The sequence below is a fragment of the Falsiruegeria sp. JB4-1 genome, assembly GCF_055693495.1.
In genome coordinates this window covers 86021-101765 of the sequence record NZ_JBVFTZ010000001.1, presented here as the reverse complement: position 1 = coordinate 101765, position 15745 = coordinate 86021, and the positions used below count along the sequence as shown (strand labels likewise).

The window sequence follows — 15745 nt, the reverse complement described above, 5'->3', positions numbered from 1 at the left end:
AACTTGTGGCCGCCTTTGGGAGTCATTTAGGCAGAGTTAAGGCAATGCTTAGGCCAGTCGGCCGTGGCAATGCTTGAATTTCTTACCCGACCCACAGGGGCACTTGTCATTTCGTGACGGGTTCCCCAGGTGTTCGGATCGTTCTCGTCAAATCCAGGCAAGGCATCGCCCGATGCTTCGGCCTCGGCAACCGCTTCGGCTTGGTTGGTGGCGTCAGCGGCGGCCTGCTGCATTTGCGCTTGTTGCGCTTGCATTTGAGCCATCATCTGGCGCTGTTCGTCTTCAGTGAGCGGACGGACCATTGCCAACTGTTGAGTGACAGTTTCGCGCAAGCCGTCCAGCATTCCTTCGAACAGCTGAAAGCTTTCATTTTTGTATTCGTTGAGCGGATCACGCTGTGCATAGCCACGGAAACCAACGACCGAACGAAGGTGTTCAAGCGTCAACAGGTGTTCGCGCCATTTGGTGTCGATGGTTTGCAGCAGAACTTGCTTTTCGATGTTACGCATGTTCTCGGGGCCGAAATCGACGGCTTTCTTTGCCATCTGCTCGTCCGTGGCCTTGATCAGGCGCTCGCGGATCTCTTCATCGTCGACGCCTTCTTCCGCGGCCCACTCCATGAGTGGAACATCAACACCAAGTTTTTCGATGGCCGCAGCATAGAGGCCCTCGGTGTCCCATTGGTCTGCATAAGTCTTCGGAGGCATATGGTGGTCGATTAGATCGTCGATCACCTGCTCACGCATGTCCGATACGATTTCATTCAAATCGTCGGCGGACATGATCTCGCGACGTTGGCTGAAAATTACCTTACGCTGGTCGTTCATTACGTCGTCGAATTTGAGAACGTTTTTACGTATGTCAAAGTTGCGACCTTCGACCTTGGCCTGCGCGCGTTCCAGCGATTTGTTCACCCAGGGGTGAATGATTGCCTCACCCTCTTTCATGCCCAAAGTCTTAAGAACTTTTTCCAGACGCTCCGAGCCAAAGATGCGCATAAGGTCGTCTTCGAGACTCAGGAAGAACACCGTGCGACCAGGGTCACCCTGACGCCCTGAACGGCCACGCAGCTGGTTGTCGATGCGGCGGCTTTCGTGGCGTTCCGAAGCCAGAACAAACAGGCCGCCCGCGTCGAGCACCTTTTGCTTTTCCTCGGCGTGGCGCGCCTCTTCCTTGGCCCGCAGTTCGGCTGGGTCAGCTTCGGGATCGGCTGCGATGGCTTCCAACACGTTCATCTCGACGTTGCCACCCAGCTGAATGTCGGTGCCGCGGCCGGCCATGTTTGTGGCGATGGTCACAGCGGCCAAGTGGCCCGCATCGGCGACGATCTGCGCTTCTTGCTCGTGCTGACGGGCGTTCAGGACGTTATGTTTGATCCCTTCTGCCGTCAGCATCTGGCTGAGCATTTCCGATTTCTCGATCGAAGTGGTGCCCGCCAAAACTGGCTGGCCTTTTTCGTTGGCTTGTTTGATCTCGCGGATCATGGCCTCATATTTCTCGCGTGCGGTGCGATAGACTTGGTCGTCCTCGTCGGCGCGTGCGATGGGGCGGTTGGTCGGAACTTCAACCACGCCCAGATTGTAGATCTCGCCAAATTCTTCGGCCTCGGTCGCGGCGGTGCCGGTCATGCCTGAAAGCTTGTCATAAAGGCGGAAGTAGTTCTGGAACGTCACGCTGGCGAGCGTTACGTTCTCGGGCTGGATCTGGGCGTTTTCTTTGGCTTCGATCGCCTGATGCAGGCCATCCGACAGACGGCGGCCCGGCATCATACGGCCGGTGAATTCGTCGATCAGGATGATTTCGCCATCTCGAACGATGTAATCCTTGTCGCGGGTAAACAGCTTGTGCGCGCGCAGGCCTTGGTTGACGTGGTGAACAACAGTGGTGCTTTCTGGGTCATAGAGCGATTGCTCTTCTTCCAGCAAGCCACGCGCCTTGAGCTGCTGCTCAAGGTATTCGTTGCCGTCGTCGGTAAAGGTCACATTGCGGGTTTTTTCGTCCAGTTCGAAATGTTCATCCGTCAGGGACGGGATAACGGCGTCGATTGCCACATACAAATCCGAACGGTCCTGAGCGGGACCCGAGATGATCAGCGGCGTTCGCGCCTCGTCGATCAGGATCGAGTCGACCTCGTCCACGATGGCGAAGTTGTGATACTTCTGGAACACCTGATCCAATTCGGACTTCATATTGTCGCGCAGATAGTCAAAACCCAACTCGTTGTTGGTCGAGTAGGTAACATCGCTGGAATAGGCCGTCATCTTTTCGGCGTCGGGTTGGTTGGAATAGACCACGCCGGTGGTCATGCCGAGTGCGCCAAACACTTTGCCCATCCATTCCGCGTCGCGTTTGGCCAGGTATTCGTTGACGGTAACTACGTGAACGCCCTTGCCGGTCAGTGCGTTCAGATAGGCAGGGAAGGTGGCGACGAGGGTCTTGCCCTCACCCGTCTTCATTTCCGAAATGTTGCCCTGATGCAGAAACACGCCGCCCATCAGCTGGGTGTCGAAGGCACGCAGACCCAGGGCGCGCTTGGCCGCCTCGCGGCAGTTGGCAAAGGCCTCGGGCAGTAGGTCGTCCAGGCTTTCACCATCCAGCGCGCGTTTGCGCAATTCGGCGGTCTTTTCGATCAGACCTTCGTCCGACAGTTTTTCGAACTCGGGCTCGAGATCGTTGATCTTGGCGATCAGCGGGCGGGTCGCCTTGATCTTGCGGTCGTTCGGCGTTCCGAAGACCTTTTTGGCAAGCGTTCCGAATCCCAGCATGTTCACTCCAACGGATCTATCTGTATCGTGCATTTCGACAGGCTTGCCCGCCACGCAGTCAACCCATAGATACGGGGGGTGAAAGGCGGTCCTGTCCTAGGCTTCAAGCGATGTAAGCGGCAGGTCTTAGAGTGTCAACGCCGCGCCCCGTCGCGGCCTGAGAATAGGATGATTTGAATGCCCAAAGGCCTCACTTTTTTGCCATCGCTGGCTCTTGCTGCGGTTCTGGCCCTGCCCCTTGCGGCCGAGACCAAGCCGACCGCCGATACGGTTGTGGCCAGCGTCAATGGTGAAGAGATCACATTGGGTCACATGATCCTGGCGCGCGCTGCCCTGCCGCAGCAATATCAGCAGTTGCCTGATGAAGTGTTGTATCAAGCGATCCTGGACCAGCTGATCCAGCAGAACCTGCTGAAACAATCACGCAGCACGGATGTGCCAAAACACGTCGAACTGGCGCTGGAGAACGAAAGGCGTTCGTTGCTGGCGGCGGATGTGCTCGAAGATATCGCAGGCGAGGCGATGTCGGACGAGGCGGTTAAGGCGGCCTATGATGCGCAGTATTCCGATTGGACCGGCGGTGACGAGTATCAAGCTTCGCATATTCTGGTCGAAACAGAAGAAGAGGCGAAAGCGATCAAGGCTGACCTGGATAATGGCGCAGACTTTGCTGCCACAGCCAAGGAAAAATCGACCGGTCCCTCCGGCCCAAATGGCGGCTCGCTTGGTTGGTTTGGCAAGGGCGCTATGGTTCCTGAATTTGAAGAAGCTGTTGTTGGCTTAAACACGGGTGAGGTTTCAGACCCAGTCAAAACGCAATTCGGTTGGCACGTTGTCCTGCTTAGCGACAAACGCAAGGCCGAGGCACCCACGCTGGACGAAGTGCGCGGCGATCTGGCGACTAAGATCCAGCAGGATGCAGTTGATGCCAAAGTGGCCGAGTTGACCAAGGCAGGCGAGATTGAGCGCCCCGAAGTTGAAGGCCTGGAGCCGTCGGTCCTGCGCGACGTCGAATTGGTTCAGGAGTAAGCCTCATGGCCACGATCACCAAAGTCTCGCCTTTGGCGCCTGCTGCGTTTCCAAAGCTGCCGGTCATTGACGGTGTGCGATTTGCCACCGTCGAGGCGGGCGTGCGGTATCAAGGCCGAACGGATGTCATGCTGGCACTTCTTGAACCTGGCACATCGGTGGCGGGCGTGTTCACGCGCTCGGCCACGCGGGCTGCTCCGGTTCTGGATTGCCAGGAAAAGATTGGTGGGGCCAGCGATGGCCCGGCCGCGATTCTTGTGAATTCAGGCAATGCCAATGCGTTCACCGGTCATTATGGTCAGGCTTCAGTCGCGGCCGTGACCCAGGCGGTTGCGGATGTGACCGGCGTGGCAGAAGAGCGTGTTTTCACCTCGTCCACAGGCGTGATCGGCGAACCGCTGGCGCACGACCGCATTCTGGCGCAGTTGGACACGCTGAACATCGCGCTGTCGGGCGACGCGATCGAAGACGCCGCCCGCGCCATCATGACCACCGACACTTTTCCAAAAGGGGCAAGTGCGCAGGTCGAGATTGACGGGCAGTCGGTGTCGATTGCCGGTATCGCCAAGGGATCAGGCATGATTGCGCCGGATATGGCAACGATGCTGGTCTACATCTTCACCGATGCCAAGGTCGAACAGGGCGCGCTGCAAGCGCTGCTGAGCAACCAGACTGACACCTCGTTCAACTGCATCACCGTCGACAGCGACACCTCGACCTCGGACAGCTTGCTGTTGTGTGCGACAGGGGCGTCGGGTGTGGATGCAACTGGCAACGATGCCTTTGCCGAGGCGCTGAACGGCGTAATGCTGAATCTGGCGCATCAGGTGGTGCGCGATGGCGAAGGCGCGACCAAGTTCGTCGAGATTCGTGTGACGGGTGCCGCATCGGATGCTGATGCCAAGGTGCATGGGCTGGCGATTGCAAACTCGCCGCTGATCAAGACCGCTGTTGCAGGCGAAGACCCCAACTGGGGCCGTGTTGTCATGGCGATTGGAAAGTCTGGTGCGGCTGCAGATAGAGACAAGCTGAGCATCTCGTTTGGGGATATTCTGGTGGCTGAAAACGGCTGGGTTAGCCCGACGTACAGCGAAGATGAAGCTGCCGCTTACATGAAGGGCCAAGAGCTGGTGATCGCCGTCGATCTGGGCTTGGGTGACGGACAGTCGACTGTTTGGACCTGTGATCTGACCCACGGCTATATCGAGATCAATGCGGATTATCGTTCATGAAAACGGTTCTGGTGTCGGCTGTCGCACTGATTGACGTTGATGGCCGGGTGCTGTTGGCGCAGCGCCCTGCGGGCAAGTCAATGGCTGGGTTGTGGGAGTTTCCCGGAGGTAAAGTCGAGGCCGGGGAAACACCCGAGGTGGCCCTTATCCGCGAGCTTGAAGAAGAGTTAGGTATCAACACCTGGGCGTCTTGTCTGGCTCCACTGACCTTCGCCAGCCATAGCTATGATGACTTTCACTTGTTGATGCCGCTATTTGCCTGCCGAAAATGGGAAGGAATCCCCCAATCAAATGAAGGGCAGGCATTGAAGTGGGTAAACGCAGATAGGCTCAGGGATTTTCCAATGCCCGCGGCGGATATTCCCTTGATACCCATTCTCCGAGATTGGCTATAAGAAAAGTGTCGGCTTGAAGCCTGAGCATTTCGACCATACCGAACACACAAAACTCCCATATCTGACTTCTACTAGTTTTCTAGTTCAAGAAGGGGTGCCTACTGCGATCTTGCAAGCCAATTTCGAGAGGGAGTAACCCTTCCAAAATGGTGGGGAGCAAGTTGAATTGCCTTTGAAATTGCTCGTATAGCGGGAAAATTTCGAATATTACTCATCCAAATATGTAGTAGGTGATCGCGGTAAGGAGGCAGCATATGGATAATTCTTGGCAGTTGGCCGGTTTTTTGGCTCAGATTTAGTATATTTTTACACTTTCCCGTCATACACTGATCTCAGGCGGTCCTTTGGAAAGGATAATTTATGGTACGCACGATTACGTTGGGAAGTTGTGTATCAATACAGGGAATATTTGTCCGAAGCATGCCGAATGGACGAATTGCTGTACGAGTAGACAACAAAGTTTATGTTGGCTTGCCGACAAATACCGGAAGCTAGACGGCGACTACCACCACTCACACAAACGACAAAGGGGATGGTTTTAACCATCCCCTTTTTTGTTATGACCTGGTTGGGTCTTCAAAAAAAACAGCGGCCCAAAATGAGCCGCTGTCAGATTTGTGCGTACTGTCCTGGCGATTACAAAGAGCGCGACACTTCTTCACGCTCGAATATCTCGATCACGTCGCCAGTCCGGATATCGTCGTAGTTTTCGAACGCCATGCCACATTCCTGACCTGACTGAACCTCGGGCACTTCGTCTTTGAAACGCTTGAGGGTCTTCAACGTGCCTTCGTGGATAACGACGTTGTCGCGCAGCAGGCGGACGCCAGCCGAACGGCGAGCAACGCCCTCGGTGACCAGACAACCAGCTACTTTGCCAACATTCGAGACTTTGAAAACATCTTTGATCTCGGCGTAACCGATGAAGTTCTCTTTGATCTCGGCGCTCAAGAGGCCCGACGCAGCAGCTTTTACGTCGTCCACCAAGTCATAGATGACCGAGTAATAGCGGATCTCGACACCTTTTTGGTTGGCGGTGTTGCGCGCAGACGCATTGGCGCGGACGTTGAAGCCCATAACCGGGGCACCTGACGCTTCGGCCAGTCCGATGTCTGTTTCGGTGATCGCACCCACGCCCGAGTGCAACACGCGTACGCGCACCTCGTCGTTGCCGATCTTTTCCATCGCCTGAACGATAGCTTCGGCAGAACCTTGCACGTCAGCTTTGACCAGGATCGGCAGCTCGGAGACATTTTCGTCTTCCTTGGCCTTCTGCATCAGCTGTTCCAGCGTGGTGGCGGCACCAGCTGCAGCGCGCTTGTCCTTGGCAGCCTGCTCGCGGTACTCGGCGATCTCACGCGCTTGCGCGTCAGTCTCGGTCACGTTCAGAACATCGCCCGCTTCGGGCGTGCCATTTAGACCCAGAACCTCGACCGGAACGGAAGGGCCAGCTTCTTGCACGCGCTCGCCCTTGTCGTTGATCAGCGCACGGACCTTACCGTACTGCTCACCCACAACAAAAATGTCACCTTGGCGCAATGTACCATTCTGGATCAGAACGGTGGCAACTGGGCCACGACCCACATCCAACTGTGCCTCGATCACGGCACCTTGAGCTGCCCGGTTCGGGTTCGCCTTAAGTTCCAGGATCTCGGCTTGCAGCGCGATGGCTTCCAGCAATTGATCCAGGCCCTGACCGGTGACGGCCGAAACTTCGACGTCCTGCACTTCACCCGACATTTGCTCCACGATCACTTCGTGTTGCAGAAGTTCCGCACGGACTTTGTTCGGATCAGCCGCAGGGCGGTCGATCTTGTTGATCGCTACAATCATTGGAACACCGGCGGCCTTGGCGTGGTTGATTGCCTCAACCGTCTGCGGCATGACCGAGTCATCCGCAGCCACAACCAGAACCACGATATCCGTCACCTGAGCACCGCGCGAGCGCATCGAGGTAAAGGCCGCGTGACCCGGTGTGTCCAAAAAGCTCAGTACAGTTCCACTGTCCGTAGTCACCTGATAGGCGCCGATGTGCTGCGTGATGCCGCCAGCTTCGCCAGCGACAACGCGTGCGTCACGGATTGCGTCCAACAGGGATGTTTTACCGTGGTCGACGTGGCCCATGATGGTGATGACCGGCGGGCGCGACTGCAGGTCTTCGTCCTTGTCTTCGATCTCTTTGATGACGTCTTCGACGTCCGAGTCCGAGACGCGGGTGACCTTGTGGCCAAACTCTTCGATGATCAGTTCCGCTGTGTCGGCGTCGATGGTTTGGTTCTGCGTCACCATCATGCCCATGTTCATCAGCGATTTGACGACATCAGCAACGCGCTCGGCCATACGGTTGGCCAGTTCCGAAACCACAATGGTCTCTGGCAGCTGAACGTCGTGGAACACCTTTTCGCGCTCGACCGAACCACCCATGGCTTTTTGACGCGCGCGCTCTTGCTTGCGCTTCATCGAGGCCATCGAACGATGACGATTGTTTTCGCCGCCGGTGGCCTGACCCAATGTCAGCTTGCCCGAACGGCGGCCATCGTCGCGACCTTTGCCGCGGGTGTTGCGCTGCTCGCGTTCGCGGTCCGCTTTGCGCGGGGTCGCGGCGGGCGCCGGTTTGTTGGGTGCAGGGCGCGAAGGTGCATCGGCTTTGGGAGCCGGGGCAGACGCAGCACGCTTTGCGGCCTCTTCGGCCTCTTTGCGCTTGCGTTCTTCTTCTTCGGCCTTTTGACGAGCCCGTTCGGCGCGCTCTTGCTCTTCGCGTTCCTTGGCTTCAGCCTCGGCACGGCGACGGGCGCGTTCCTCTTCGCGGGCCTTTTCTTCGGCGGCGCGTTTTGCGGTTTCGTCCGCTTCGCGGGCCTTAGCGGCTTGAACAGCCTTCAGGCGGCGCGCCATTTCAGCATCGGTGATGCCAGCCGGGCGACGCGACGGATCACCCGAAGGGGTCGAACCCCCGGGCTTGCCAGCGCCTGGCTTGGGAACCACGACGCGCTTGCGTTTGGTTTCCACCACGACATTCTTGGTCCGTCCGTGGCTGAAACTCTGTTTCACATTCCCCGGGCGGGATCCACGTAGACCCAATGTCTTTTTGCCGTCACTATCGCTCATAAAGCCTAACTACCCTTCCGTGCGGCCCTTGCCGCCGTCATCCGTTTCGCGCACGCCACGCAAACGCTGCGCTTCCTCTACAACACGTTTACTGAGTCCACCAGAGGCGAGGGCGGCATGTATCACAGTTTGGCGGCCAAATGCCATGCCTAACTCGTCTGCCGTCAGCCAACCGATGTATTTGCCCAGGTGTGGCGTGCTCAATTTCGATTTCCCACGTCCCGACCCGTCCGAGGCTTGCAGCAAAACCTGCGCCTCTTCCCGGTCGAGCATTGATTTGACCTTTTCGTATCCGGCGACTGCATCGCCGGATTTGCGTGCAAGGCTCAGCAGGTCAATCACGCGGCGGGCCAAAAGACGTTCGACGTCTTCGACCAAGTCTTTTGCCACAGTCACCTGCATCTTGAAGCTTCGGGAAAACAGCTTCTTTTGCACGGCTTTTGTAAGTGCTTCTCGATCCGCGGCGACATAGGCGCCGCGACCAGGCAACTTGCCCATCACGTCCGGAAAGACCTGACCATCAGGGCCGACCACAAAGCGAATCAGCCCATACTTCGGCTGCACTTCGCCCGTGGCAATGCACTTGCGGTCTGGACCATCCGTGTGATCCTTTGGAACGCCACTGCGACCCATCTCGAACCCCCGGGGCCTGAGATCAGGCCCCGGCCTCCGTGTTGGTTTCAGACTCGGTGTCGTCTTCCGCGCCGTCTTCCTCGGCTGCGGCTTCCAACTCGGCCGGGTCAACCCAACCCAACAGAACGCGGGCAGTCATGACCATATCCTGGGCTTCTTCCAGCGAAAGGTCGAAAGGTTCCAGAATGCCGTCGTCCTTGACGCGTTCGCCATCCACGGATGTCCAGCCACCGGCCAGTTCCCAGTCCGCGCAGGTCGCAAAGTCTTCGAGCGTTTTCACGTCGTCCTTTGCCAGCGCTTCGATCATCTGGGGTGTCAGGCCTTCGAATTCAATAAGGCTTTCTTCAACGCCCATGGAACGCGCGTTGTCCAGAGCGGCCTTGGCCTGCGCTTCCAGATACTCGCGCGCACGGGTTTGCAGCTCTTCGGCGGTGCCTTCGTCGACGCCGTCGATGACCAGTAGTTCGTCGATTTCGACGTAAGCGACTTCTTCCAGGTTGGTGAACCCTTCGGACACCAGCAACTGAGCAAAGAACTCGTCCAGATCCAGTGTTTCCATGAACAGACCGGTGCGCGCCTCAAATTCTTTCTGGCGGCGGGCCGATTCCTCGGCTTCAGTCATGATGTCGATGTCCAGAGCGGTCAGCTGCGAGGCCAGGCGCACGTTTTGACCACGACGGCCGATGGCCAGCGACAGCTGCTCTTCGGGAACAACCACTTCGATTTTGCCGGCTTCTTCGTCCAGAACCACCTTGGAGACCTCGGCGGGCTGCAACGCATTCACCAGGAAGGTCGGTTGATCTTCGTTCCACGGAATGATGTCGATCTTTTCACCCTGCAGCTCGTTCACAACGGCCTGCACGCGGCTGCCGCGCATACCAACGCAGGCACCGACAGGGTCGATCGAGCCATCATAGCTGATCACGGCAATTTTGGCGCGCGAACCAGGGTCACGGGCCACGGCTTTGATCTCGATGATGCCGTCATAGATTTCCGGCACTTCCATTTTGAACAGCTCGGCCATGAACTCGGGCGCGGTGCGCGACAGGAAGATCTGAGGGCCACGCACTTCGCGGCGCACATCCTTGATGTAGCAGCGCACGCGGTCGTTGGGGCGATAGCTTTCGCGGCCGATCTTTTCGTTGCGGCGCAGGATTGCTTCGCCGGCACCCACGTCGACGATGACGTTGCCGTATTCCTCGCGCTTGACGACACCGTTGATGATGGTGCCTGCGCGGTCCTTGAATTCTTCGTACTGGCGGTCACGCTCGGCTTCGCGCACCTTTTGCAGGATCACCTGCTTGGCGGATTGCGCGGCGATGCGGCCCATTTCGACCGGCGGAACCTCTTCAACAAAGGTGTCACCGATATGCGGGTCTGCCATGTACTGCTTGGCCTGCTCGACGGTGAACTCGGACTGGTAGTTTTCCAACTCTTCATCCTCGACCACTGTACGGACGCGGGTGAATGTCGCCTTGCCGGTCTTGCGGTCGATATGGACGCGGATGTCCATCTCGGCGCCGTAGCGGGACTTGGCAGCGCGGGCGAGGGATTCTTCCATCGCTTCGACCACCAGACCGGGGTCGATCATCTTTTCGCGGGCCACGGCCTCGGCGGTTTGCAACAGCTCCAGCTGGTTTGCAGAGGTGATTGCCATTACTTCGTCTCCTCTTGGGACCCTTCGGTCTCGATGTCGTCGAATGCGTCTTCGTTGAGCACGCCGGCTGTCCTTGCGCTGGCGCAGCATTTCCTTGATCAGATCGTCGGTCAGCACCAGTTTGGCGTCGCTGAGCCAGTCGAACTGCAGCCCGATGGTCACGGTTTCGCCGTTTTGGTCGATGTTGATCAGAACCTCGTCCCCTTCGATGCCCGCCAGCTCGCCCTTAAAGCGGCGGCGTCCGTCGATGAGTTCGGTGGTTTCTATCTTGGCCTCGTAGCCTTCGAACATGTCAAAGTCTTTCAGGCGCGTCAGTGGGCGATCGATGCCGGGACTGGACACTTCAAGTGTATAGGCGTCCAGGATCGGGTCCTCGACGTCCAGCGTGGCGCTGACCGCGTTCGAGATTTCGCCGCAATCATCCACTTCGATGCCACCACCGGCCTTGTCGGCCATGATCTGCAGCGTTGTTTCCTTGCCGCTCATCAAACGGATGCGGACAAGTTCGTAACCCAGATCTTCGATCACGGGTGTGATGATCTCGGCCAGCCTGCGGTCGATGGCTGCTTTTGCTATCAGGTCGTTCGTCATTGTCAGGTTTACCCAAGCTCCGGGCACAAAAAAACGGGCGCGCGGCCCGTCGAAATTCCGGTGGTGCTTCCGGTCCGAGAGACCCGACGCGCCGCTGTTGTCAAGCCATATACGGTGGATGGGGTGAGTCTGCAAGGGGCAGTGTGAAATTGTCGAGCGAGACTCTGATTGGATCAGGTCATCCACCACCGTTCAGCGATGCGTCCATCGTCCAGCGCGGTGCGGTTGCTGACCTGACGCGGCAACCCGACCGTTTCCGTGACAGCTAGCGCCATGTCACGTTCCGAAGGATGATAGCGATATTTGGCGCGCTCACGCAGGCCGTTTGGCGCGGGCAGAGCGGCAACGTCGACGTAGCCGTCGCGCAGTGCTTCGGCGCGGACATTTGCGTCAGGGATCATGATGACCTCGACCTGGTCCAGCCAGCCAGCCTGTCCGGCCTTATAGTGATCTTTGGCCTTTTCTCCGCGGAAGTGACGCCCTTCTTGAAGATGTGTGGCACGGTAGCAGCCGGTTCCAATAGTTTGATCGCGGACGATGCAAAAGGCATCTTGCGCCAGAACAAAGGGCAGGCCGGGTGCACCGTCGGTCAATTCGACCCGCAGTTGATGATCTGCCACTGTTTCGATCCGGGTTAGATCCGGTAGCTGTGACAGCGTCTGAATCACATCCTCGGCTACCAGGGACGTACCGTCATGGAACATAACGTCTGAACGCAGGTCAAAGGTCCAGATGCGGGCATCATCGGAGCTGTGCCAGCTTTGTGCCAGTTCCCCCCGTAAGGTGCCATCCGGTGCGATCTCGGTCAGAGTGTCAAACATTGCACCACGCGCGACACGGTCCAGCGATCCGTCCTTTGGCACGGCCAGTCGCAGAGTACCGCCCGCCTTTGGTGCGGCGTCCAGCGAGACACCAGTTGCAGCTAACAAAGCGGCAGCGGCACCGGTCGAAAAGAGTGCGCGGCGGTCGATGCGGGTCATGCTTCGGCCTCGGCAATTCGGTCCATCGCACGCACCAGTTCTGCACTGATGCCGGGTTCGGATAGGGCGTGACCGGCGTTGCGCACCATTCGCAGCTCGGATGCAGGCCACAGGCTGTTCAGCTTCCAGGCCGATGAAGGCGGGCAGATCATGTCATAGCGACCTTGAACGATCACACCGGGAATATGCGAAATACGGCCCATGTTGGCCAGAATTTGCCCATCAACGTCTAGAAAGCCATGGTTGATGAAGTAGTGGTTTTCCAACCGGGCAAAGGCGCGCGCATAGTCGCCGGGGCTTTCTCCGCTGGTGCCCGCCGAATGGATCGAGGCCAGGGCGTTCTCCCAGGCCGACCAAGCGCGAGCATAGCGCGTTTCAAGCGGGCGGTCTCCGGAAAACAGCCGCTTGTGATAGGCCGCAATCATGTCGTGTTGTTCGTTTTCGGGGATCAGCGAGGCAAATTTGGCCCAGGTCTCGGGCCAGAATTTACCGGCGCCGCCGCCATAGAACCAATCAAGCTCGGCTTGCGTCATCAGGAACACGCCGCGCAGCACCAGATGCGTCACGCGGTCGGGATGTGCCTGCGCATAGACCAGCGCAAGCGTCGCACCCCAGCTACCGCCGAATGCAATCCACGCGTCGATTTCCAGCTGCCGCCGGATCATCTCGATATCTGCGACCAAATGGTGCGTCGTGTTGTTTTCGACCGAGGCATGGGGCCTGGATCGGCCACATCCGCGCTGATCAAAGAGAATCACCCGGTATACTTCGGGATCGAAATAGCGCCGCATCGCCGGGCTGCAGCCTCCACCGGGGCCGCCGTGCAACACTACGACCGGGATGCCATTTGGGTTGCCACATTGTTCAAAATAAACGCGATGACCCTGTCCAACATCAATCAACTGCTGATCGAAAGGTTCGATCGGCGGGTAAAGAAATTGCACTGCGCGCTTTTGGTCCGAGTACTTGTCCATTATGGCCCTATATAGTCCTTAAGCGTAAAAGAGCACACGGAGACAGGAATGCAAGCGCATCCGAACACGGTTGACCCGTCAGAGATCGCGAAATTCGAGGCGATGGCCGCCGAATGGTGGGACCCCAACGGCAAATTCAAGCCGCTGCACATGCTCAACCCATGCCGGTTGGACTATATCACGCAGCAGATTGCGGGTGAGTTCGAATGTGATCTGAATCAGACCCATCCGTTCGAAGGCCTGCGACTTTTGGACATCGGTTGCGGTGGTGGATTGCTCAGCGAACCGATGGCGCGCCTGGGGGCCACGGTTGTTGGCGCGGATGCGGCTGAGGGGAACCTGCCCGTTGCGCGCATTCATGCTGAGCAATCGGGGCTGGATATCGACTATCGCCACACCACGGCCGAGGCATTGGCCGAGGCGGGGGAACAGTTTGATGTGATTTTGAACATGGAAGTGGTCGAGCATGTGGCTGAACCGCTCAGCTACCTGACCGCCACCCAGCAATTGCTGAAACCCGGTGGGCTGGAGATTTGTTCGACCATCAACCGCAACCCGAAATCCTACGCCATGGCGATATTCGGGGCCGAGGTGGTGATGCGATGGCTGCCCAAGGGAACGCATGAATGGAACAAGTTCATCACGCCGGACGAGCTGTTTGATCTGCTGCGCGAGGCAGGACTGGAGCCGGTTGACCGCAAGGGGTTCGTGTTCAATCCGATCCTGTGGAGTTGGTCGATTTCGCCGCGCGATTTGAGCGTAAACTATGTGACCGCGAGCGTGAAGCCGGGGTAAGCTCGGGCTCGTTTAGTCGTCTTCCAGCTTCATGCGCAGGTCGCGCAACACCGGCAGGGTGGACCGGACCCGGTCCAAACCCAACTCTCCGACAACCTGATTGATCAGCGGCGCAATAGACGAGATTGCCTGATCGCGCGCCTGCCGGCCTGCGGGGCTGATGGCGACCATTTTGCGGCGGGCGTCGTCCCAATCGGGGCGAATGTGGATGTATCCGGCCCATTCTAGCTTGGCCAAAGTGTTGGTCATCGCGCCGCGGGTAACGTGAAAGGCGGATGCCAGCTGCGCCGGGGTGCGTTCCGTCCCCGCATAGGCCAGATGGTTCAGAACCGAGAAGTGTGAGATCTCCATGCCTTTGGGAAGCACCCGGCTGAGCCGATTGCGCAACAACTGGTCTGCGGTCAGGATCTCGCTGAACAGCGTGACCGCTAGGGCATTGGTTTCGTCTGTCATTTCCAGATCTGGATCAGGGACCGTCGAACGGCCGAACGTGAGTCAGTGACGGCACTTTGCGTCGTGCGTCTGTAACAGATGTATCATCCAGATCAAAATAGTGAATGCCCGGTTCTGTGCCTGCGTCAATCACGACCTCTCCCCATGGGGCGACGACCAGTGAATGACCATGGGTATAGCGGGTCTTACCGCGGGTCTTTGGGTGCTCGCCGCATTGCCCGGGGGCCAGCACCCAGCATCCTGTTTCAATCGCGCGGGCGCGCAGCAAGGGTTCCCAATGCGCCGCACCCGTGACCGGAGAGAAGGCTGCCGGAACCGTCAGGATCGTTGCGCCCTCTTGCGCCAATTTGGCGTGCAGATGCGGGAACCGGACGTCATAGCAGATAGTCATGCCGACTTTGCCGAATTCGGTGTCGGCAACCACGGCTTGCGTGCCCGCGCGATAGTTGGCGGATTCCCGGAACGTCTCGTGCTCGGTTACTTGGACGTCAAACATATGGATCTTGTCATACTGCGCGACGATATCACCCTTTGGGTTGATCATGAACGAGCGGTTGGCAAAGCGGCCATCCGCGTCGTGCGTCTTGATCCCCAATGATCCGATCAGGATCCAGATCCCCAGCTCAGCCGCCTGAGTGCGCAACCCGGCCAGCGTGGTGTCATCCTCTTGATGCTGCAATACCTCGCGCTGGCGCGTGGTGCTGGTCGAGACACAATTGGTGACCTCGGGCGTCAGAACAAACTGCGCGCCGTTTGCAGCGGCCTCGGCGACCATGCCGCGCACCATATCAAGGTTGGCGGCAGGATCGTCGGAGGACGTGATCTGGATCAGAGCGGTTTTCATCAGGCTGCCAGCAGTGGGTCGAGCTTGCCCGAGCGTTCCAGGTCATACAGGTCGTCGCAGCCGCCCACATGGGTCTCGCCGACAAAGATCTGTGGCACGGTACGGCCACCGTTGGCGCGCTGGATCATCTCAGGCTTGCGGTCGGGGTTCCGCATTACGTCGATCTCGGTGAATTCAACGCCCTTTTGGTTCAGCAGGCGTTTGGCCGCATGGCAGAAACCGCAGAGCGGCGATGTGTAGATTTCAACGGCTTTCATGGTCGTTCCCTTGGATTTTGCGACAATCTAGGGGG

At 58.1% G+C, this 15745-nt stretch carries 12 protein-coding genes and 2 pseudogenes; 4 read left to right on the top strand and 10 right to left on the bottom strand.

The annotated features are described in order from the left end of the window. Positions 1-48: 48 nt before the first annotated feature. Positions 49-2765 (bottom strand): annotated as a pseudogene (secA, locus tag ACZ1HE_RS00535) (preprotein translocase subunit SecA). Between the two features lie 177 nt (positions 2766-2942). Here secA and ACZ1HE_RS00530 point away from each other — a divergent pair. From ACZ1HE_RS00530 to ACZ1HE_RS00520, 3 genes are read left to right on the top strand one after another with little or no spacing between them, the layout of a single operon-like run. Next, positions 2943-3794 (top strand): peptidylprolyl isomerase, encoded by an 852-nt coding sequence (locus ACZ1HE_RS00530; protein ID WP_472619115.1) that lies wholly within the window; start codon positions 2943-2945, stop codon positions 3792-3794. A gap of 5 nt (positions 3795-3799) precedes the next feature. Next, on the top strand, positions 3800-5026 hold the full coding sequence (gene argJ, locus ACZ1HE_RS00525; RefSeq protein ID WP_472619114.1) for a bifunctional glutamate N-acetyltransferase/amino-acid acetyltransferase ArgJ: 1227 nt from the start codon (positions 3800-3802) through the stop codon (positions 5024-5026). Beyond that, positions 5023-5421 carry a (deoxy)nucleoside triphosphate pyrophosphohydrolase gene (locus ACZ1HE_RS00520; RefSeq protein ID WP_472619113.1) on the top strand — a complete coding sequence of 133 codons (399 nt, stop codon included), beginning with the start codon at positions 5023-5025 and terminating at the stop codon, positions 5419-5421. Before argJ ends, ACZ1HE_RS00520 begins: the two co-directional genes overlap by 4 nt. A 636-nt stretch (positions 5422-6057) precedes the next feature. Here ACZ1HE_RS00520 and infB read toward each other — a convergent pair. From infB to pip, 6 genes and pseudogenes are all read right to left on the bottom strand, one after another. Continuing rightward, on the bottom strand, positions 6058-8526 hold the full coding sequence (gene infB / locus ACZ1HE_RS00515) for a translation initiation factor IF-2 (RefSeq protein WP_472619112.1): 2469 nt from the start codon (positions 8524-8526) through the stop codon (positions 6058-6060). A gap of 9 nt (positions 8527-8535) precedes the next feature. Beyond that, entirely contained in the window at positions 8536-9159 is a 624-nt protein-coding gene (locus tag ACZ1HE_RS00510; protein ID WP_472619111.1) for an RNA-binding protein, read from the bottom strand. A gap of 22 nt (positions 9160-9181) precedes the next feature. Next, entirely contained in the window at positions 9182-10816 is a 1635-nt protein-coding gene (nusA, locus tag ACZ1HE_RS00505) for a transcription termination factor NusA (protein ID WP_472619110.1), read from the bottom strand. Then, positions 10816-11407 (bottom strand): annotated as a pseudogene (rimP, locus tag ACZ1HE_RS00500) (ribosome maturation factor RimP). Before rimP ends, nusA begins: the two are co-directional and overlap by 1 nt. 173 nt (positions 11408-11580) lie before the next feature. Then, a complete protein-coding gene (locus ACZ1HE_RS00495) occupies positions 11581-12387 on the bottom strand; it encodes an ABC transporter substrate-binding protein (protein ID WP_472619109.1) in 807 nt (268 codons plus the stop codon). After that, a complete protein-coding gene (pip, locus tag ACZ1HE_RS00490) occupies positions 12384-13361 on the bottom strand; it encodes a prolyl aminopeptidase (protein WP_472619108.1) in 978 nt (325 codons plus the stop codon). The genes ACZ1HE_RS00495 and pip overlap by 4 nt, the downstream gene beginning before the upstream one ends. Positions 13362-13409: 48 nt before the next feature. On the opposite strand from pip, the gene ubiG reads away from it, so the two are divergent. Then, positions 13410-14156 (top strand): bifunctional 2-polyprenyl-6-hydroxyphenol methylase/3-demethylubiquinol 3-O-methyltransferase UbiG, encoded by a 747-nt coding sequence (ubiG, locus tag ACZ1HE_RS00485; RefSeq protein ID WP_472619107.1) that lies wholly within the window; start codon positions 13410-13412, stop codon positions 14154-14156. 12 nt (positions 14157-14168) lie between these two features. Here ubiG and ACZ1HE_RS00480 read toward each other — a convergent pair whose 3' ends face one another. The 3 genes from ACZ1HE_RS00480 to grxC are packed head-to-tail and all read right to left on the bottom strand — an operon-like array spanning position 14169 to position 15710. Then, the gene (locus ACZ1HE_RS00480; RefSeq protein WP_472619106.1) at positions 14169-14609 is read right to left on the bottom strand and encodes a MarR family winged helix-turn-helix transcriptional regulator; all 441 of its coding nucleotides are present in this window, start codon (positions 14607-14609) and stop codon (positions 14169-14171) included. A gap of 13 nt (positions 14610-14622) precedes the next feature. Continuing rightward, positions 14623-15453: a carbon-nitrogen hydrolase family protein gene (locus ACZ1HE_RS00475; protein ID WP_472619105.1), complete on the bottom strand. Its 831-nt coding sequence runs from the start codon at positions 15451-15453 to the stop codon at positions 14623-14625. Next, positions 15453-15710, bottom strand: coding sequence for a glutaredoxin 3 (grxC, locus tag ACZ1HE_RS00470; RefSeq protein WP_085797744.1), 258 nt, complete (start codon positions 15708-15710; stop codon positions 15453-15455). The genes ACZ1HE_RS00475 and grxC overlap by 1 nt, the downstream gene beginning before the upstream one ends. Between the last annotated feature and the right edge of the window lie 35 nt (positions 15711-15745).